Here is a 17,081-nt window from a genome sequence, read left to right on the forward strand (position 1 = left end):
CTCGATGATGTTCGAGTTGCGAGTGCTTGATGGACAGCATCAGGGCGCTGCGTTGCCCCTGTTTGGAGAGCAGTGGAGCATCGGCGCCCATGCCGATGCCGACCTGGTGCTGAACGATCCGGGCATTGCCGAGCAGCATGCCAGGCTGCGCCTTATCGAATCGATCTGGTCGGTGCAGGCCGAAGCGGGGCTGTTGCACGGGGCGGATGGTCGGGTGCTGGCACAGATCGCGCGCCTGGCGCCGAACATGACGTTTTCGGTGGGTGGCGTGCGGCTGTGTGTCACCTTGGCCGATGAGCCCTGGCCGCCGGCCCCTGCTCAGGTTTCGCCGTCACAGGCCAATGAGCCGGCGCAGATGCTCACGTTGTCGACCCTCTCGCACTCGCAGCAAAAGCGCCTGCTGACCTTGGTGCTGGTGGCAACGCTCATCTTCATGGGGGTGGGCATGGCCTCCATTGGCGAGCCTGAGGCCCAGGCTTCGTTGATGCCGCCGACGGTGCAGAAACAGGAGCTGGCCTCGCCGTTTGAGGTGCGCCAACAGTTGCTGAAGATGCTCAGTGAGCGTGAATTGAGCCAACGCGTCGATTTGCAGGTGATCAATGGGCAGATCGCGCTCAGTGGGGACGTCTCGCAGGATGAGGTAGAGCTGGTCGCGCGCATGCTCAGCCGATTTGGTGAGCAATTCGATAGTGCGGTGCCGGTAATCAGTCGTGTGCGTGCGCGTGATGGGACCTTGCCGTTCAAGATTGTGCAGATCGTGGGTGGGCCCAGTGGTCATGTGGTCCTGGAGGAGGGGCGGCGGCTTTTTGTCGGCGATGAAGTGAATGGCCTGCGCCTGGTGCTGATCGATAACAGCAAGGTGGTGTTCGATGGCGCACAGCGTTATGAGGTGCGCTGGTGAACGCGCAGTTGCAAGCCCGTCTCGACGCCTGGCAGCAGCGCCAGGCCCAGTCGCTGGCCACCTTCGCGCCCGTAACGATGCGAGGTCGCATTCAGCGTGTGAATGGGATGTTGCTGCAGTGTCGACTGCCCCAGGCGCGTATCGGTGATTTGTGCCAGGTGGAGAGAAAGCCCGGCGACTACATGCTCGCCGAGATCATCGGTTTCGATCAGCAGGATGCGGTGCTCAGTGCCCTGGGCAATCTGGAAGGGGTGCAGGTGGGCGCCAGCGTGGAGCGCCTGGGGGTGTCGCATCGAGTGCAGGTCAGTGAGGCATTGCTCGGTCAGGTGCTGGATGGTTTCGGCCGCCCGATCTCGGGAGAAGGCCCCAGTGCGTTTGTCGAGGCCGACCTGCCGGATACCAGTGCGGTGTTGTGTGAGGCACCGTTGCCCACCGAGCGGCCACGAATCAACCGCGCGCTCGCCACCGGGGTCCGTTCGATCGATGGCCTGCTGACTCTGGGCGAAGGCCAGCGCGTGGGCCTGTTCGCCGGGGCCGGTTGTGGCAAGACCACCTTGTTGGCCGAGATCGCCCGGAACGTGGAGTGTGATGTCATCGTGTTCGGCTTGATCGGTGAACGGGGGCGTGAGCTGCGCGAATTCCTCGACCATGAACTCGATGAGCAACTGCGCTCCAAGGCCGTACTGGTGTGTGCCACCTCCGACCGCTCCAGCATGGAGCGGGCGCGCGCGGCCTTTACGGCAACGGCATTGGCGGAAGGTTTTCGGCGCAAGGGGCTGCGCGTGTTGCTGCTGATCGACTCCCTGACCCGATTCGCCAGGGCCCAACGTGAAATCGGCCTGGCCGCTGGCGAACCCCTCGGTCGCGGTGGCCTGCCGCCTTCGGTGTACAGCCTGCTGCCGCGGCTGGTTGAGCGCGCCGGGTTGACCCGTGACGGTGTGATCACGGCGATCTACACCGTGCTGATCGAGCAGGACTCCATGAACGACCCGGTGGCCGATGAAGTGCGCTCGCTGCTCGACGGTCACATCGTGCTGTCCCGTAAGTTGGCCGAGCGTGGGCATTACCCGGCGGTGGATGTGCTGGCGAGCCTGTCGCGGATCCTGAGCAACGTCGCCGAGCCGACGGATATCCAGGCGGGTACGGCGTTGCGACGCTTGTTGTCGGCCTACCAGCAGATCGAGCTGATGCTCAAGCTGGGGGAATACCAACCCGGCAGCGATGCCTTGACTGACCTGGCCGTGGACAGTCGCCAGGCGGTCGATCAGTTCTTGCGCCAGGACTTGCGTGAGCCTTCGCCGATGGCCGCGACGCTTGCGCAACTCAAGGAGCTGACCGCCTATGTCCCATTCTGATGAGCTGCTCGGTGAAGTCGAGACGCTGCGACGCCTGCGCCGGCACCGGGCAGACCGCGCCGAACGTGCCCTGCGCGAGGCGAAGCGGGCCCAGCAGGCGCTGCTTGCGCATATCCAGCAGGCTCAGGATGCCCTTGAGCAAACCCGGCAGGAGGAAGCGCTGCGAAGCGCCCAGTTGCTCAGCCAGCACCAGGGCCAGGTATTGACCCTGCAGGCCCTGAAGTCCTGGGGGGTACAAGAGCGCTGCCTGTCTGCCAATACCCGACGAGATATCGGGCAGTTGGAGGCATTGCAGGGCCAGCGGGAACAGAAACAAGCCTGCATCGGCAATGCCCAGAAGCAGGTCAGCGAGTGCCTGCGGCAGGTGGAAAAACTTCAAGAGTTATCCCTTTTATTGGCGCAGGAGTCGACATGACCCAGGTTTCAGATACCCCCGCCCAGCGGCCACGCGGGCGTGAATCACGCGAGGAGCGAGAGCTGGTCACGACAGGCGTGGTGCCCGCGGAGTTGACGCGGTTGTTTGCGCAGTTTTGGGCCGCTGACGATGAGGGCTCAGGGGCGGGGGCTTCCCGATTGGGGACGATGGCTTCGGGCGGTGCGGCCATGATGGAGGCGCTGGCCGAGCAACTGGCGCCGCGTCTGCACGCCGCTTCGCAGTGGCCGCTCAATGCTGTCTTGTACTTGCCTCGCCTGGGGCGGATCAACGCGAGTGTGCGCCGCGAGCAGGGGGCCTGGAGTATCGACCTGGAGGCTGAAGAGCAGGCGACGGTGCGCTGGCTCAGCGGCGTTCGACAACAGTGTGAGGAGCGGTTTGCGGTCACGCTGGGGCAGCCGGTCTGCCTGCGTCTGACCAATGTCGGCTGCGCATGATAGTGCCGCTGCTGACCTTGCCGTTGCTCAAGGGCGCCACGGTTGCGGCGCGACGTCGACTGGGGCGCGGCCTGTGCCTGGCGTTTCAGGTGGCGGGGCAGGGCGGTCAACTGCGGCTCGAGCCTGGACGTGCCCCGGCAGGCGGCCCGGCGGTGTGCATCGAAACCGTGTGCGGCGTGCTGGCGCTCGCCGAAGCCGGGCCGTTGCTCAGCCTGCTGGGCGACTGCCCGGTGACATTGGCCTCGTCCGGCAACGACCCGGATTCATGGTTCTGGGCATTGTTCCAAACGCACCTGAGCCCGCAGGTGAGGTCGCTGTTGGGCTATGTGCGGTTACTGGAGACTGACCCGCCCAAGGCATTTGGTTGTCGGCTCGCTGTGACCCTGGGGAAAGCCCGGGTCGAGGGGTATGTGTGGCTGACCCCCGAAAGCTTCCTGGCGTTGTGCGATGCCGGGCCGTGGCGTGCCATCGCCGGGCCGATGCCGGCATCGTTTCGACTGTCGATTGCGGTGACCCTTGGGCGCTTGCAGTTGCCGATCGCGCAGGCACGCAGTCTGCGCACGGGTGATGTGCTGGTACTTGAACAGACCTTTTTCCTGGCCGAGGGCAGCGGCTATGTCCAGGTTGGCATGCGGCGATTGCATGGGCGCATTGACGATGACAGCGGGCCGTTATGCCTGAGCCTTACTTCAATCGAGGAGACGTCTGTGGACGAAGAATTCATCGCCCCCCACTACGCAGGGGATGAGGACGATAAACCGGTAATGGACGTATTCGGCCATGAGCCGTTCGATGAGCTGAGCATGGCACTGAACGTACGCTGCGGCACGTTGAACCTGACCCTGGGCGAGTTGCGCAACCTTGCGCCGGGCGCGGTGCTTGGCATTGCCGGCTACGCGCCGGGCATGGCCGGCCTGTATTACGGCGACCGGCCGATTGGCCAGGGGCAGTTGGTGGAAGTTGACGGGCGCCTGGGCTTGCAGTTGTCCCGCGTGATGGTCGGTCGATGACATTCCAGGGGGTAGATCCCCTCGTCCTGGCACTGTTCGTGGGGGCGCTGTCGCTGATGCCCATGCTGCTGATCATCTGCACATCGTTCTTGAAGATTGTCATTGTGCTGATGATCACCCGCAACGCCATTGGTGTGCAGCAGGTGCCGCCGGGCATGGCCGTCAACGGCATCGCATTGGCAGCCACGCTGTTTATCATGGCGCCGGTCGGTTACGAAATCGCCGAGAGCATCAAGGCTTCTCCCCTGGACACGAGCAACCTGACGATGTTTCTGCAGACCGGGCTTGAGGCTATCCAGCCGTTGCGCGTCTTCATGCTGCGCAACGTCGACCCGGATGTGCTGACGCATCTGCTGGAAAACACCGCGCGCCTGTGGCCCGTGAAAATGGCACAAGAGGTCCAGCGCGAAGACCTGATCCTGCTGATTCCGGCGTTTGTCCTGTCGCAACTGCAGGCGGGGTTCGAGATCGGCTTTCTGATCTACATCCCCTTCATCGTCATCGATCTGATCGTCTCTAATCTGCTGCTGGCGCTGGGCATGCAAATGGTCTCGCCGATGACCATTTCCTTGCCGCTCAAACTGTTGTTGTTCGTGATGGTGTCCGGTTGGTCGCGTCTGCTCGACAGCCTGTTCCTTTCCTATCTCTGAGTGGCTTATGGAACCGATCGTGCTGTTCAAGCAGGGCATGTTGCTGGTGGTGATGCTGTCGGCGCCGCCGTTGATTGTGGCGGTGGTGGTGGGTGTGTTGACGTCGTTGGTGCAGGCGCTGATGCAGATACAGGACCAGACGCTGCCCTTTGGCATCAAGTTGGTGGCAGTGGGGATCACGCTGATCATGACCGGGCGCTGGATCGGCGTGGAGTTGATCCAACTGATCAACCTGACCTTCGACATCATCGGCCGCTCGGCCCTGAACTGAGGTATCGCCTGTGCTGCTGTATCTCGAGTTCCTGCCCAGCCTGCTCATTGGCATGGCGCGTATCTACCCCTGTGCCCTGCTGGTCGCAGCGTTCTGTTTTCAACACATCCGCGGCAGGCTTCGGGGCACCGTTGTGATGGTCATGGCACTGCTGCCCGCACCGGGTATTCATGCCGCGCTGGAGGGGCATGACTACTCGGCGCTCATACTGGGCGCGCTGGTGCTCAAGGAGATTGCCCTGGGCGTGTTGCTGGGCGTCCTGCTCTCGATGCCATTCTGGATGTTCGAGGCGGTGGGGGCGTTGCTGGATAACCAGCGTGGCGCTTTGGCCGGTGGTCAGCTCAACCCTTCGCTGGGGCCGGATGCCACGCCAATCGGGCACATGTTCAAGCAACTGGCGATTTTCCTGCTGATGGTCAGCCTTGGGTTGGGAACGTTGACCCAGGTGATCTGGGACAGCTACCTGATCTGGCCTGCCACCGTATGGTTTCCACTGCCGGCGGCGAATGGAATGAGCGTACTCATCGACCTGCTGGGCGATACCTTCACGCACATGATGCTCTACGCCGCCCCCTTTATTGCGGTGTTGCTGTTGCTGGAGTTCGGTATCGCGTTGCTGGGGGTCTACAGCCAGCAATTGCAGGTCAGCACGCTGGCGCCACCGGTCAAATGCCTGGCAGGTATCGGTATCCTGCTGCTCTACTTTGCGCTGCTGCAGGACCTGATTGTCGGGCGCATGAGCCAGTTGGGCGACCTGAAACACTCGCTGAGGCTCTTGATCAAGGTGGCAAGCCCATGAGTGATTCCGGCGAAAAAAAACACCCGGCTTCAGCGAAAAAACTGCGTGACCAACGCAAGAAGGGCCAGGTTGCCCAAAGCCAGGATGTTGCTAAGCTGCTGGTGCTGACGGCCATCAGTGAGATTGCCTTGTTCACCGCCGAGACCAGTTTGCAACGCTTCCAGCAATTGATGCTGCTGCCGATGTCACGCCTGACCCAGCCCTTTGCACGAGCGCTGCAAGAAGTGCTGTTTGAGGGGCTGGTAATGTTTTTCTCGTTCGCCTTGTTGATGGCCGGGGTGGCGATTGCCACCAAGCTGATCAGCAGCTGGATGCAGTTCGGGTTGCTGTTTGCACCGCAGACCCTGAAGCTGGATTTCAATCGCCTCAACCCTGTCAGCCAAATCAAGCAAATGTTCTCTGCCCAGCAGTTGATGAACCTGCTGATGAGTGTTGCGAAAGCTGTCCTTATCGCGTTGATTCTGTATGTCGTGATCCATCCCTCATTGGGCACGCTGATCAACCTGGCCACCAGTGATCTGCAAAGTTACATCCTGGCGTTGATTGCGCTGTTTCGTCACCTGCTGCATGTCTGCCTTGGCATGCTGCTGGTGTTGGCGCTCATCGACCTGGTACTGGTGAAGCACTTTTTTGCCAAGCGCATGCGCATGACCCAAGTGGAGGTCGTCAAAGAGTACAAGGACATGGAGGGCGATCCCCACGTCAAGGGACAACGGCGGTCGCTGGCGTATCAATTGGCCCAGGAAGAACCCAAGGTCAAGTTGCCCAAGCTGGAGGAGGCCGACATGCTGGTGGTCAACCCGACTCACTTTGCTGTCGCCCTGTATTACCGTCCGGGTAAAACGTCGCTGCCGTTGCTGGTCGATAAGGGCACGGATGCCCAGGCCCGCAAGCTGATCCAGCGCGCCAAGGCCGCCGAAGTGCCGGTGATCCAGTGCGTATGGCTGGCCCGCACGCTCTACACGAAAAAACTGGGAGCGAGCATCCCCCGCGAAACCTTGCAGGCTGTGGCGCTGATTTACCGTACCTTGCGCGAACTCGATGATGAGGCCAAGCGCGAAACCCTGGAACTGCCGGAGCTTGAGCAGCGTTGATCAGCGGTTCGAACCAACATCCAGGGCTCGCAGGTTTGCCAGTGCCAGCATCCGGCTGAGGAGCCTGTCGCGCGCGCTGTGTATCGCCGGCAGCGCGTGCCAGATCACCAGCGCGTCCTGGGCGTCGAGGTAAACAAAACAACCGTCGAACGCCAACGGCTGCTCAAAGCGTCGCTCCAGCGCGCGCTGTAGTTGCCCCGACTGCAACGCTTCGCGAGCAACTTGAAGGGCAAGTCCCGGGCGATTTCCAGCGTTCAGTGCGCGTACTGTGATACCGGGCGCGAGGCACAGGTGAGCGGCACTGCCGCTCACCAGATTGTCCAGAAACACCTGGCGTTGATCGTCGGGCATGCCTGGTACTTCACCGCTCCAGCGATACCGTCTGGTAATCCGCCCGCTCGCCGGCGGGGCCAGGTTCAACGCGCATTTGCGGCGGCCACCAGATCACCATCTTGTCCTGGGAAGATTGTGGGCGTGAGCACGAATCACCTTTGCAGGTGGGTGTACAACCGGTGAGATGCAAGGCTGCGAAGATCAGGGTGACGCACAACAAACGAGGTTTCATGGCGTGGCCTTCCGGGCTGGAGTGATCAAGGAGGGGCGGGGCACACTGAGGTGTTCATTCTTCACCACCGGACGCATGGCGATAAACACCTCGGCTTCTTCGCCTGGCTTGAGCCAGGCGCGCGGCCACACGGTGACCGCCAGGGTTTGCGAGTTGCTGCACTCTTTCTCGTCGATACGTACGTTGCGCTTGAACTGGTTGCGCAACACCACGACTGCTACGTTGTAATTGGGGCCTGCGTACCACTGGCTGCGGTCGGTATTCAGCGCCAGCAAGTCACGGGTGCTGCACAAGGTGTTCAGGCCCAGAGGCATCGGCGCCGAGGTGAACGATTTTGGCACCTCGCCACTGACCAGGCGCGCCAGGGTGCCAATGATGTCACTGCGTTTTATCACCGGCTCATGGGGGGAAGTCCGCCTGGCCAGCGGTGTGAGGGCGGCTTGCAACTCGGCCTGGTCGGCTTGCGGCAAGTAGCGTGACGGGTCTTCCTGGTCCCCGATGACACGGGGTGTGAGGATAAACAGGCGTTCGCGTCGATTGTTCTGGCGCTCTGTCGAGGAAAACAGCGCCTTGCCCAACAGCGGAATATCACCCAGCAGGGGAATCTTTCTTTGCTTGTCGGTGCTTTCCGTGACATGGAAGCCGCCGACCACCAGCGAGCGTTTTTCCGCCATTACGGCTTGGGTGCTGACCTTGCCCCGGCGTACATCCAGGTGATTGGGGTCAGGATTGGTCTCGTCGAAATTGCCATCCTCAATATCCACAGCCAAATGAATCTGGTGACCGCCGCGGCTTGTGGTCACCCTGGGGACCACCTGAAAACTGGTGCCCACGGTGACGGGCAAAATGGTTGCGTTTTCCCTGCCGGGGGTGAGGTATTGAGTGCGGTTGAAATCGATCACCGCCGGTTGGTTTTCCAGGGTGAGCACCGAGGGGTTCGAGACCATGGTCGCCAGCCCCTTGGCTTCCAGCGCACGGATATCGGCGTAGAAACGATCACGGTTTTCAATCGACAACTGCGACGAGGTGCCGGGTGCCATGTTGACGCCGCCCCGGAAACGGCTGTTCTGGAAGCCCCAGTTCACCCCGAATTCGCGCAAATGCGTACGCTCGATATCCAGAATGATTGCATCGATTTCGATCAATTTTCGCGCGACGTCGAGTTGGGTGATCAGTTCGCGGTACATGGCCTGGCGTTCCGGCAGGTCATAGATCAGTACGGCGTTATTGCGCACATCGGCTTCGACACGGATCCGGCTGGCGGATACCGATGCGCGTGGCGTCACTGCAGGCGCGGTATCTACGTGCGCTGTGCTGCCAGTTGTACCGAGCATTTGGCCCAGCAGCGGGTTGCCCAACCGTGGCAGAGTTGGCGTGAGAGGGGTTGGTTGAGAGGTTGGCCGCGGGTTCAGTCCTGTGAGCGTAGAGGTGGCACGTGGTTCCAGCAGTCCGCGTAAAATGCTGGCGACACCGGGAACGTTGAGCTTTTCGCCTCGGTAGTCCACCTGGCGGTCTGCCGCATTGGCGAACTTCAATGGGTAACTCAACACGCTCTGTTTTTCATCCGGCGAGCGGCGTTGGCTGCTGAACTGCTTGATTTGTTCGATATAGCGCTTGGGACCGGAGACGAGTACGACCCCATCTTCCGGCAACTCGCCCCAGCCGAAACGGCTATCAAGCAGCCCGATATCGGTCAGGGCCTGTTTGAGGTCGGAGATCGTCTCTGAAGAAACCTCCAGTCGCGCGGACTCCTGCTGATCCAACGTGCTGATGTAAAGGGTATTGTTGTAGAGGTACCACTGAAAACGGTGCTCGACGCCTAGTCTGTCCAGCAGTGATTGTGGGGTGTTCGCGCGGATCTTGCCGTTGACGTCGCCCTCCAGCAGGCCCTCGATTTGCAGTTGCGTGCCAAAGGTCTGGGCGAAGTCTTCGAGCACTTCACGTAGCGGTTTGTGCTCGGCCTCATAGGCGTAGGCGGTATTTTTCCATTCGGGTGGAATGGCAGCAAGGGCGTCATGCACGGGCGCCAGCAAACAGGCGAGTGCGATCAGGCATCGCCAGTCGGCCCGCCGGGATGAAGCTACAGGCGGGTTAACGCGCAAGCTGCTGCGCTTGTAGATCTTGTTATGCATAGGTGTTTCCCTGTTTAGTGCAACAACGAACGTAGCGAGGTAGGTTTGAGCCGATGTGCCGTCTTATTCAGGCGCGCCACGGTGGCGCGCCAGGTATCGCGTTGGTTGAGCAGGGACTCGATACAGCGCTGCAGCTGCTGCTCGTCGCGTGGGTTATGCACGCAATGAATCAGCCAGAGTTCACCACCGGCTGGGGACTGGGCGAGAGCACCCTGAAAGTGAGCCAGGCTGACCGCTCCGAGTCGCATCCAGCTCCTCAGCATTGATTCATTCGGGGGGTGTTGGGTCAGTTGGACGCTTAGCCACAGGGTGTTTGGACCGTGACGCAATACCACTTCGTCATCGTTCTCGAAAAACCTGAATACCCCGGTGCGACTTTTCAGGCACTCGGCAAGTAACGTTTTCAATTTACTGGGCGCTGTCCAGGCCAGACTTCATAAGCATGAAGTTGACTCGGGTTTGCTCATTGACCAGGTATTCGGATTTACGGTGTTGCATGAGAAGTTCGTAAAACTGATTCGCGTCCTCCTCTGACCCTGAGTAATTCTCCAGGGCCTGGTCGACTTCCCGTTTAACGAGTGTTGCGTCTCTAAGAAGCCTGTCTTTAAGGCCATCGAAAAAATTCATGTGGGGTGCCTTCGTAGGTGTGTACCCCTTCTTGGCTTTTATTTCGAAATGGTTCCATGCGCAGTGGTTTTATATTTCATGAAATGTGCTCCAGCCGTCTTTTACCGCAGGGCTGTCAGCGTTTTTCATGAGCGCGTTAACCATGGAGATCCAGTCAATACGGAAATCGCCCTCTTCGGTATTCAAGATGAGCGTCTGGGGTTCAAGCGTGTTTTCCGCGCGCAACGTCCAGTGATGACACCTGCAGCTTTCAAGGTATTGCCTCACCGTTTCAAGTTCATAGGGATTGCAAACCAGTGTGGCCTTGATGGCAGGAACATGGCATCCCAGCAGTTGCTTGATCAGGGCTGAAATACGTCGGGGGGCAGGCGTTTCTTCAAGCAAAAGGTAAATAGTCTGGTTGGCAATTGCAGTGGCGTATCGTTCGAGGTTGTCACACAAGGCTTGGCGGTCGGCTTCCCAGCGTTTGAGCTGGGCATCGGCACGTTGCCATATTTCCAGGCCCGCTTTTTCAAGCATGTCTTCACGTTGCTTGTTTGCCTCCCTCAGTAACTGTTCGGCACCCGCTTTTGCCTGTTCCACCACGTCATCGGCCTGGGTGTAACTTGCCAGGGTTTCGCAGGAGATCAGGCTACCCGACAGGGCCGGCTTTCCTCCAGGCGAGTTGATTGTGCGTCGACATAACATCGTTAATCTCCATGCTCCGGTGGGCCGAGAGCGCTACTGGTGCCGCTCGCACCCATACGCCACACCACCGCATGCCAGAGGGTATCGAGGCGGCTGTGCGAGCCGTTGAGCGGCAGTGGCCTTTCTTCCAGCTCAAGCACGCGTCGTCGAGGAAAGCGCAGCCTGATCCTTTGCCAGGTGGCAGGGGGGACCCAGGCGCGTAGTAACAGCAACGGGTCGTTATCAGGCTGCACGATATCAAGGGGCAGGGCCTTGGACAGGCTGTTGCACCACTGGTGATGGTGCTCATCCAATGCTGCCGCATAGGCAGGACGGCAGATGCCATCAATCAGTGCGACCGCCAGGTCAAGTTGGTCCGCTGAAGCAATTGCCAGTTGAAGTAATGCGGGGTCAGGCATGGGAGGCAGGCAGGGGGCAATGCCGTAATGGGGCCCGACGGCTACCTGCCCGCTGCGATGAAGTTCTACAAGTGCTGCGTGGATAGTCGGGCTTTTCCAGTCCTCATGTGCATACAACCAGGGGGCTGCCCACCACTGGACCCATGAAAGATTACTCATTGCTTGAATGAGCAGGCCCGCCAGGAGAAGGCGTATGCGCTTGGGCGCGTAGGGCAGATGCCTGCATGACCCGTTGCTTTTGCTTTAGCCAGAAGATGCCTGCCGACACCATAAGTACCAAGGCGAGCAGCGAAACCGTCACACTGGTTCGCCAGAAAGCCAGGTCATCCCCAGGCACCAGAAACGGCCCGAAGTAAGCCAAGCGTTGTTGCTCCAGATAAGCCGTTGCAGGCACGAATACGACGGTCAATTTTTGCGGGTTATCGAACGCTGCGGCCATGCCTGGGATGCTGCTGGCAACCATCCTGCGCACACGTGCCCTGATGTTGTCGGGGTCGAGCCTCGGGTCATGCTTGATGAACACCGACGCGGAGGCTGGCTGTACGGGTTCGCCTGGAGCAACGCGCTCGGGCAGTACCACATGTACCCGGGCGACGATGACGCCGTCGATATTCGATAAGGTTGTTTCCAGTTCCTGGGACAATGCGTAGATGTAGCGCGCTCTTTCTTCCAGTGGCGTTGAGATCACGCCTTCCTTGCGAAAGGTGCCACCCAGCGTGGCGCGTGCTGCCCGAGGTAGTCCTACAGCCTCCAGCGTTCGTACGGCGCGCGCAATATCGGTGGCGTTGACTACGACGATAACGCCATCTTTAGCAGGAACCTTAGTGGCGCGAATATGTTTGTCTGCCAACTCTGCTACAACCTCATTGGCCTCTTGTTCTGTTAACTGCCGATGCAACTCGACACGTTCACTGCAGGCACTCAGCATGAGGGTGAGAGAAAGCGTTACTACGGTAAGCAACGTGCGGGTCATTTTTACCTACTGGAGGTTGCTGATCTTATCGATGCCTTGAGCGGCTTTACCGACACACTTCGTCAACATGTGTTGAAGCAACACCGCCTGAGAGAGTTGCTCCGGGTATTTTCGAGCCTCTTCATATTTGTCACTGCTGCCCAACGCGCGCAGGCTTTTCGTCATGCGGTTGGTCATGGAGTTCAGCGTGCTTGCTGCCTCGGATAACAGGTTCTGTGAGTGCGCAGGGTGGGTTGTACCAGGCTGCAGTGACGGGGGCATCATGGCGTTGAAAAAGTTTACATCGGTGTTTGAAACGGATACGCCATCTATTTGAGAGGTGCCGGGAATCTTGAGTTCGGTCGTATTTAAAACGTTTATCATCATGTCGCCCTACCACCGAGTTATTGAAGTTTCAGTGTGTATGTCTGGTAATAGAAGTGCTTGTTCGAATGACCTTCCCGACAGCGTATGTCGGAAAGGCCAGTACGCTTTAAGATGATTACAAACGCAGAGCGTCAACGGCGCTCTTGATACCGCTGGTATTGGCGTTCTCTGCAGCTTTAAATGCGTTTTTTACGCCGTCTGCACGCTTCTTTGCTTCCGAAGCTTCCAAACCGGCGTCAGCATCTTGAGCAGACATGCTGCCGCTGCCGAAACCGCCGGAATAAGGTGAGTAGGATGATCCGCTAGGAATAGTCATATTGTTTCTCCGTGGATAATGTCAATTTACTGGGTTCGGCAATACATTGAGAAAATTTCGCACAACAGTACTGCCGTTCCATCATTTATGTGGTTCAAGAGATTTATACGTTCCATGCATTTCTGAATACGACGCTTCAAGAAATGTAACTGTTTACTTCTGGCGTGCCTCTGTGGCCATCACTCAGTTCAGTGACACGCCCAGGTGTTTCATTCGGTGATAGAGCGTTCTTTTGGCGACACCCAGTTCCACGGCCACGCTATCAACGCAGTGGCTGTTCTGACGTAGAGACTCCTCGATCAGCGACTTTTCCATCTGATGCAGACGAGCCTTCAGGCTCATTTCCATTTCCTGACGGGTTATCACTGTCGCTGAAAGCGGTGGCAGTCCCAATACAAAGCGCTTCGCTGTGGAGCGTAATTCGCGGACATTGCCCTTCCATGAGTGACACAGCAACTGTTGTAACAACTGCTTGTTGGGCGGCGGCGGGGTGGGGAGTTTGAAATGACCAGCCTCCTGCTCAATCATGTCTAGGAACATCGGGATGATTCGCTCTCGCCGATCCCGCAAGGCCGGGAGGTGAATGCTGACGACATTCAGGCGAAAGTAGAGGTCACGTCGGAAGGTGCCCTGCTCGACCATCTCGTGCAGGGCGTGCTGGGCAGACGCGATCACGCGCATGTCTACCGGTATGAATCGGGTGGAGCCTAAACGCTCCACCCCACGGGACTCCAAAACGCGTAACAGCTTGGCTTGCAGCGTCAGCGGCATGCTATCGATCTCATCGAGGTACAAGGTACCCAGATGGGCCGCTTCAACGAATCCGGCCCGGGATTGCATGGCGCCCGTATAGGCGCCAGTGTTTACGCCGAACAACTGGCTCTCGGCGAGGCTTTCCGGAATGGCGGCACAGTTGATTGCAACGAAGTTTCCTTTGCGCCGGGACAGGTGGTGTATACGCTGTGCCAGCGTATCTTTACCGGTACCTGTTTCTCCCAGCAGGAGAATATCTATATCGAGGGGGGCCGTGTTGTTTACAGTCGCTTCGATGCTCGGGCAATCAGAAAAAGTTATATCTGTCATAAGCCTGTTCTGGCTGAGCGTTGACACAGTATTTTGCTCCAGTGCGTTGGCCGCTTTTTAAAGGGCTATTCCCTGTGCGTTCAGTTAAACAGGATTTTTTTATATTGTCATGATCTTGTCAGGGCATCAGGTAACTTTAAAAGTGTGAGTGGTAATTAGTCATTGGGTTTGAATTTAAATGAGTAAACTTGGCCGTGTTATGTAAGAGAAGTCTTAATATTGCAGGGAATAACTTTAATGGGGCGGCTTTTTGGGTATATATGTAAAGCAGTCTTGCTCATGAGGTTCCCACATGAGAGGACCTATCAGGTTATTTCAATGTCCGACATTCGATGAGAATCAAGCGCGCACAAAAAAGCCGATGCAATGCATCGGCTTTTTATTTACAGCGTAAACCGCAGGTAACGCTTACACGTTGAAACGGAAGTGCATCACATCGCCATCTTTAACGATGTAATCCTTGCCTTCCAGGCGCCATTTGCCCGCTTCCTTGGTACCGGCTTCACCCTTGTACTGGATGAAGTCGTTGTAGGCGATCACTTCGGCGCGGATAAAGCCTTTTTCGAAGTCGGTGTGGATCACGCCAGCGGCCTGTGGCGCGGTGGCGCCGACCTTGACGGTCCAGGCGCGGACTTCTTCGACACCCGCGGTGAAGTAGGTCTGCAGGTTGAGCATCTCGTAACCGGCGCGGATCACGCGATTCAGGCCAGGCTCTTCCAGGCCCAGGGCCTCGAGGAACATGTCCTTTTCTTCGCCGTCATCGAGTTCGGCGATTTCGGCTTCGATCTTGTTGCACACCGGAACAACGATAGCGCCTTCTTCGTCGGCGATGGCCTTGACCACGTCGAGCAGCGGGTTGTTCTCGAAACCATCTTCGGCGACGTTGGCGATGTACATCACAGGTTTGGTGGTCAGCAGGTGGAAGCCTTTGATCACGGCCTTTTCGTCAGCGCCCATGTTCTTCATCAGGCTGCGAGCAGGCTTGCCTTCGGTGAAGTGCGCGATCAATTGCTCCAGCAGGCCTTTCTGGACCACGGCGTCCTTGTCGCCGCCTTTCGCGTTGCGTGCGACTTTCTGCAGTTGCTTCTCGCAGCTGTCGAGGTCGGCGAAGATCAGTTCCAGGTCAATGATCTCGATGTCGCGCTTCGGGTCGACGCTGTTGGAGACGTGAATCACGTTCTCGTCTTCAAAGCAGCGGACCACGTGGGCGATGGCATCGGTCTCACGAATGTTGGCCAGGAACTTGTTGCCCAGGCCTTCGCCTTTCGATGCGCCGGCAACCAGGCCTGCGATGTCGACGAATTCCATGGTGGTCGGCAGGATGCGCTTGGGATTGACGATGGCCGCCAGAGCCTCCAAGCGCGGATCGGGCATAGGCACGATGCCGCTGTTGGGCTCGATGGTGCAGAAGGGGAAGTTCTCCGCTGCAATACCGGACTTGGTCAGGGCGTTGAACAGGGTGGATTTGCCGACGTTGGGCAGGCCGACGATGCCGCAATTGAATCCCATGGTGTTTCCCCTCGGTAAGAGTCAGGCCTTCTGGCTGTGCAGGTTTTTCATCGCGCGGTTCCATTCACCGGCGAAGATATCCGGCAGCACGCCGAGGGCAAAGTCGATGCTGGCATCGAGTTTTTCCTGTTCGGCGCGTGGCGCACGACCCAGGACGAAATTTGAAACCATACTGGCAACGCCTGGGTGGCCAATGCCGAGCCGCAGACGGTAGAAATTATTCTGATTGCCCAACTGCGCGATGATGTCGCGCAGGCCGTTGTGCCCGCCATGCCCGCCGCCCAGCTTGAGCTTGGCAACACCGGGTGGCAGGTCCAGTTCGTCATGGGCCACCAGGATTTCCTCGGGTTTGATCCGGAAGAAGCCCGCAAGCGCCGCGACAGCCTGGCCGCTGCGGTTCATGTAGGTGGTGGGAATCAGCAGACGAACATCCTGACCCTGGTGCGAGAAGCGCCCGGTCAGGCCAAAATATTTGCGATCGGCCACCAGGTTCACACCTTGGGCGTGGGCGATGCGCTCAACAAAAAGGGCCCCCGCGTTATGCCGGGTCTGTTCGTATTCGGCGCCTGGATTTCCCAGGCCAACGATCAGTTTAATGGCAGTCACGACAGGGGCCCTTCCTTTGGAGTTGTGGATAAGATCGCCAGACCTGGGTGCGGCGAAAGTGGACAACACTACATCATTTACTCAAGAGTAAACGCCGCGTTATCGCCCGCTTTCTCGCTACGTTTCGGTCCGCGATGTTTCCTCAAGCTCCGGCAATACAGAGTGAATTACTCTGCAGCGCCTTCTTCAGCTTCTGGAGCAACGCGTGGAGCGTGAACGTTGGCAACAGCTTTGTCATCACCGTGAGCCAGTGCGACAAACTCAACGCCTTTAGGCGCTTTGAGGTCGGACAGGTGGATGATGGCGCCAACTTCAGCAGCCGACAGGTCGACTTCGATGAACTCAGGCAGGTCTTTCGGCAGGCAGGTCACTTCGATTTCGTTCACAACGTGAGAAATCTCGCCGCCTTTCTTGATCGGTGCTTCTTCACCGACGAAGTGCACAGGGACGATAGCGGTCAGCTTCTGGCCAGCCACAACGCGAACGAAGTCAGCGTGCATGATGAACTGCTTGGACGGGTGACGTTGCATCGCTTTAACGATGACGTTCTGCTTGGCGCCGTCGACGTTCAGCTCGATAACGTGGCTGTAGGCAGCTTCGTTTTCGAACAGCTTGGCGATTTCCTTGGCCAGGATGGTCACGGATTCAGCAGGCTTGTTACCACCGTATACAACGGCTGGGATGTTGGCGGCGTGACGCAGGCGGCGGCTCGCACCTTTCCCCAGGTCAGTACGCGCTTGGGCGTTCAGAGTAAAGTCAGTCATTTTGTATCTCCAAAATAGCCATCATCGAGCGGCGTTTGCGACCAGCGCCAGACTCGACATGGGCAAAAAAGCCCCGCCCCAACAGAATGTCGGGGCGGGGCGCTT

General features: G+C 58.6%; 22 protein-coding genes. 9 read left to right on the forward strand and 13 right to left on the reverse strand.

Annotated features, from left to right (window positions below; genetic code table 11):
• Positions 1 to 7: 7 nt before the first annotated feature.
• The 9 genes from BM70_RS0113695 to sctU all read left to right on the forward strand — a co-directional run bounded on the left by BM70_RS0113695 (position 8) and on the right by sctU (position 6,950).
• Positions 8 to 901: an FHA domain-containing protein gene (locus BM70_RS0113695; RefSeq protein ID WP_025856525.1), complete on the forward strand. Its 894-nt coding sequence runs from the start codon at positions 8 to 10 to the stop codon at positions 899 to 901.
• Positions 898 to 2,256 (forward strand): FliI/YscN family ATPase, encoded by a 1,359-nt coding sequence (locus BM70_RS0113700; protein WP_025856526.1) that lies wholly within the window; start codon positions 898 to 900, stop codon positions 2,254 to 2,256. The genes BM70_RS0113695 and BM70_RS0113700 overlap by 4 nt, the downstream gene beginning before the upstream one ends.
• Positions 2,243 to 2,671 carry a YscO family type III secretion system apparatus protein gene (locus tag BM70_RS0113705; protein ID WP_025856527.1) on the forward strand — a complete coding sequence of 143 codons (429 nt, stop codon included), beginning with the start codon at positions 2,243 to 2,245 and terminating at the stop codon, positions 2,669 to 2,671. Before BM70_RS0113700 ends, BM70_RS0113705 begins: the two co-directional genes overlap by 14 nt.
• Positions 2,672 to 2,838: 167 nt before the next feature.
• Positions 2,839 to 3,126, forward strand: a complete 288-nt coding sequence (locus BM70_RS33945; protein WP_371262146.1) for a type III secretion system HrpP C-terminal domain-containing protein — start codon at positions 2,839 to 2,841, stop codon at positions 3,124 to 3,126.
• On the forward strand, positions 3,123 to 4,136 hold the full coding sequence (locus tag BM70_RS0113715; protein WP_025856530.1) for a FliM/FliN family flagellar motor switch protein: 1,014 nt from the start codon (positions 3,123 to 3,125) through the stop codon (positions 4,134 to 4,136). The genes BM70_RS33945 and BM70_RS0113715 overlap by 4 nt, the downstream gene beginning before the upstream one ends.
• Entirely contained in the window at positions 4,133 to 4,786 is a 654-nt protein-coding gene (sctR, locus tag BM70_RS0113720; RefSeq protein WP_025856531.1) for a type III secretion system export apparatus subunit SctR, read from the forward strand. Before BM70_RS0113715 ends, sctR begins: the two co-directional genes overlap by 4 nt.
• Positions 4,787 to 4,793: 7 nt before the next feature.
• Positions 4,794 to 5,057 carry a type III secretion system export apparatus subunit SctS gene (sctS, locus tag BM70_RS0113725; RefSeq protein WP_025856532.1) on the forward strand — a complete coding sequence of 88 codons (264 nt, stop codon included), beginning with the start codon at positions 4,794 to 4,796 and terminating at the stop codon, positions 5,055 to 5,057.
• Positions 5,058 to 5,067: 10 nt separating this feature from the next.
• Positions 5,068 to 5,856 (forward strand): type III secretion system export apparatus subunit SctT, encoded by a 789-nt coding sequence (sctT, locus tag BM70_RS0113730; RefSeq protein ID WP_025856533.1) that lies wholly within the window; start codon positions 5,068 to 5,070, stop codon positions 5,854 to 5,856.
• Positions 5,853 to 6,950, forward strand: a complete 1,098-nt coding sequence (gene sctU / locus BM70_RS0113735) for a type III secretion system export apparatus subunit SctU (protein WP_025856534.1) — start codon at positions 5,853 to 5,855, stop codon at positions 6,948 to 6,950. Before sctT ends, sctU begins: the two co-directional genes overlap by 4 nt.
• Here sctU and BM70_RS0113740 read toward each other — a convergent pair whose 3' ends face one another.
• From BM70_RS0113740 to BM70_RS0113795, 13 genes are all read right to left on the reverse strand, one after another.
• Positions 6,951 to 7,301, reverse strand: a complete 351-nt coding sequence (locus BM70_RS0113740; RefSeq protein WP_025856535.1) for a hypothetical protein — start codon at positions 7,299 to 7,301, stop codon at positions 6,951 to 6,953. It abuts the gene before it with no gap.
• Between the two features lie 10 nt (positions 7,302 to 7,311).
• The gene (gene hrpT, locus BM70_RS0113745) at positions 7,312 to 7,515 is read right to left on the reverse strand and encodes an HrpT family type III secretion system protein (protein WP_025856536.1); all 204 of its coding nucleotides are present in this window, start codon (positions 7,513 to 7,515) and stop codon (positions 7,312 to 7,314) included.
• Positions 7,512 to 9,647 carry a type III secretion system outer membrane ring subunit SctC gene (gene sctC / locus BM70_RS0113750; RefSeq protein ID WP_025856537.1) on the reverse strand — a complete coding sequence of 712 codons (2,136 nt, stop codon included), beginning with the start codon at positions 9,645 to 9,647 and terminating at the stop codon, positions 7,512 to 7,514. Before sctC ends, hrpT begins: the two co-directional genes overlap by 4 nt.
• A 14-nt stretch (positions 9,648 to 9,661) precedes the next feature.
• The gene (locus BM70_RS33610) at positions 9,662 to 9,895 is read right to left on the reverse strand and encodes a hypothetical protein (RefSeq protein WP_256220905.1); all 234 of its coding nucleotides are present in this window, start codon (positions 9,893 to 9,895) and stop codon (positions 9,662 to 9,664) included.
• A gap of 448 nt (positions 9,896 to 10,343) precedes the next feature.
• Positions 10,344 to 10,961: a type III secretion system stator protein SctL gene (gene sctL, locus BM70_RS0113765; protein ID WP_025856541.1), complete on the reverse strand. Its 618-nt coding sequence runs from the start codon at positions 10,959 to 10,961 to the stop codon at positions 10,344 to 10,346.
• A gap of 2 nt (positions 10,962 to 10,963) precedes the next feature.
• On the reverse strand, positions 10,964 to 11,359 hold the full coding sequence (locus BM70_RS31250; protein WP_256220906.1) for a type III secretion protein: 396 nt from the start codon (positions 11,357 to 11,359) through the stop codon (positions 10,964 to 10,966).
• 151 nt (positions 11,360 to 11,510) lie between these two features.
• Complete coding sequence (gene sctJ / locus BM70_RS0113770) at positions 11,511 to 12,332, reverse strand: type III secretion system inner membrane ring lipoprotein SctJ (protein WP_025856542.1); 822 nt, start codon at positions 12,330 to 12,332, stop codon at positions 11,511 to 11,513.
• Between the two features lie 6 nt (positions 12,333 to 12,338).
• Entirely contained in the window at positions 12,339 to 12,698 is a 360-nt protein-coding gene (locus BM70_RS32360) for an EscI/YscI/HrpB family type III secretion system inner rod protein (RefSeq protein WP_025856544.1), read from the reverse strand.
• Between the two features lie 115 nt (positions 12,699 to 12,813).
• A complete protein-coding gene (locus BM70_RS33080) occupies positions 12,814 to 13,014 on the reverse strand; it encodes a hypothetical protein (protein WP_155952159.1) in 201 nt (66 codons plus the stop codon).
• Between the two features lie 183 nt (positions 13,015 to 13,197).
• Positions 13,198 to 14,097, reverse strand: a complete 900-nt coding sequence (locus BM70_RS0113780; protein WP_043274251.1) for a sigma 54-interacting transcriptional regulator — start codon at positions 14,095 to 14,097, stop codon at positions 13,198 to 13,200.
• 408 nt (positions 14,098 to 14,505) lie between these two features.
• Positions 14,506 to 15,606, reverse strand: coding sequence for a redox-regulated ATPase YchF (ychF, locus tag BM70_RS0113785; protein WP_025856546.1), 1,101 nt, complete (start codon positions 15,604 to 15,606; stop codon positions 14,506 to 14,508).
• Between the two features lie 21 nt (positions 15,607 to 15,627).
• The gene (gene pth, locus BM70_RS0113790; RefSeq protein ID WP_010213318.1) at positions 15,628 to 16,212 is read right to left on the reverse strand and encodes an aminoacyl-tRNA hydrolase; all 585 of its coding nucleotides are present in this window, start codon (positions 16,210 to 16,212) and stop codon (positions 15,628 to 15,630) included.
• A gap of 167 nt (positions 16,213 to 16,379) precedes the next feature.
• Positions 16,380 to 16,976, reverse strand: coding sequence for a 50S ribosomal protein L25/general stress protein Ctc (locus BM70_RS0113795; RefSeq protein ID WP_025856547.1), 597 nt, complete (start codon positions 16,974 to 16,976; stop codon positions 16,380 to 16,382).
• Positions 16,977 to 17,081: the final 105 nt, after the last annotated feature.

Source organism: Pseudomonas sp. CHM02 (assembly GCF_000612585.1).
Taxonomy (GTDB): Bacteria; Pseudomonadota; Gammaproteobacteria; order Pseudomonadales; family Pseudomonadaceae; genus Aquipseudomonas.

Excerpts from the sequence above, each read along its gene's own strand:
- sctR (WP_025856531.1), top strand. The coding sequence starts at position 4,133 with ATGACATTCCAGGGGGTAGATCCCCTCGTCCTGGCACTGTTCGTGGGG.
- BM70_RS0113715 (WP_025856530.1), top strand. The coding sequence starts at position 3,123 with ATGATAGTGCCGCTGCTGACCTTGCCGTTGCTCAAGGGCGCCACGGTT.
- BM70_RS33080 (WP_155952159.1), bottom strand. The coding sequence starts at position 13,014 with ATGACTATTCCTAGCGGATCATCCTACTCACCTTATTCCGGCGGTTTC.
- sctS (WP_025856532.1), top strand. The coding sequence starts at position 4,794 with ATGGAACCGATCGTGCTGTTCAAGCAGGGCATGTTGCTGGTGGTGATG.
- BM70_RS0113740 (WP_025856535.1), bottom strand. The coding sequence starts at position 7,301 with ATGCCCGACGATCAACGCCAGGTGTTTCTGGACAATCTGGTGAGCGGC.
- sctL (WP_025856541.1), bottom strand. The coding sequence starts at position 10,961 with ATGTTATGTCGACGCACAATCAACTCGCCTGGAGGAAAGCCGGCCCTG.
- BM70_RS31250 (WP_256220906.1), bottom strand. The coding sequence starts at position 11,359 with ATGCCTGACCCCGCATTACTTCAACTGGCAATTGCTTCAGCGGACCAA.
- sctC (WP_025856537.1), bottom strand. The coding sequence starts at position 9,647 with ATGCATAACAAGATCTACAAGCGCAGCAGCTTGCGCGTTAACCCGCCT.
- hrpT (WP_025856536.1), bottom strand. The coding sequence starts at position 7,515 with ATGAAACCTCGTTTGTTGTGCGTCACCCTGATCTTCGCAGCCTTGCAT.
- BM70_RS33610 (WP_256220905.1), bottom strand. The coding sequence starts at position 9,895 with ATGCGACTCGGAGCGGTCAGCCTGGCTCACTTTCAGGGTGCTCTCGCC.
- sctU (WP_025856534.1), top strand. The coding sequence starts at position 5,853 with ATGAGTGATTCCGGCGAAAAAAAACACCCGGCTTCAGCGAAAAAACTG.
- BM70_RS0113780 (WP_043274251.1), bottom strand. The coding sequence starts at position 14,097 with ATGACAGATATAACTTTTTCTGATTGCCCGAGCATCGAAGCGACTGTA.
- BM70_RS33945 (WP_371262146.1), top strand. The coding sequence starts at position 2,839 with ATGGCTTCGGGCGGTGCGGCCATGATGGAGGCGCTGGCCGAGCAACTG.
- BM70_RS0113705 (WP_025856527.1), top strand. The coding sequence starts at position 2,243 with ATGTCCCATTCTGATGAGCTGCTCGGTGAAGTCGAGACGCTGCGACGC.
- BM70_RS0113695 (WP_025856525.1), top strand. The coding sequence starts at position 8 with ATGTTCGAGTTGCGAGTGCTTGATGGACAGCATCAGGGCGCTGCGTTG.
- sctJ (WP_025856542.1), bottom strand. The coding sequence starts at position 12,332 with ATGACCCGCACGTTGCTTACCGTAGTAACGCTTTCTCTCACCCTCATG.
- ychF (WP_025856546.1), bottom strand. The coding sequence starts at position 15,606 with ATGGGATTCAATTGCGGCATCGTCGGCCTGCCCAACGTCGGCAAATCC.
- BM70_RS32360 (WP_025856544.1), bottom strand. The coding sequence starts at position 12,698 with ATGATGATAAACGTTTTAAATACGACCGAACTCAAGATTCCCGGCACC.
- BM70_RS0113795 (WP_025856547.1), bottom strand. The coding sequence starts at position 16,976 with ATGACTGACTTTACTCTGAACGCCCAAGCGCGTACTGACCTGGGGAAA.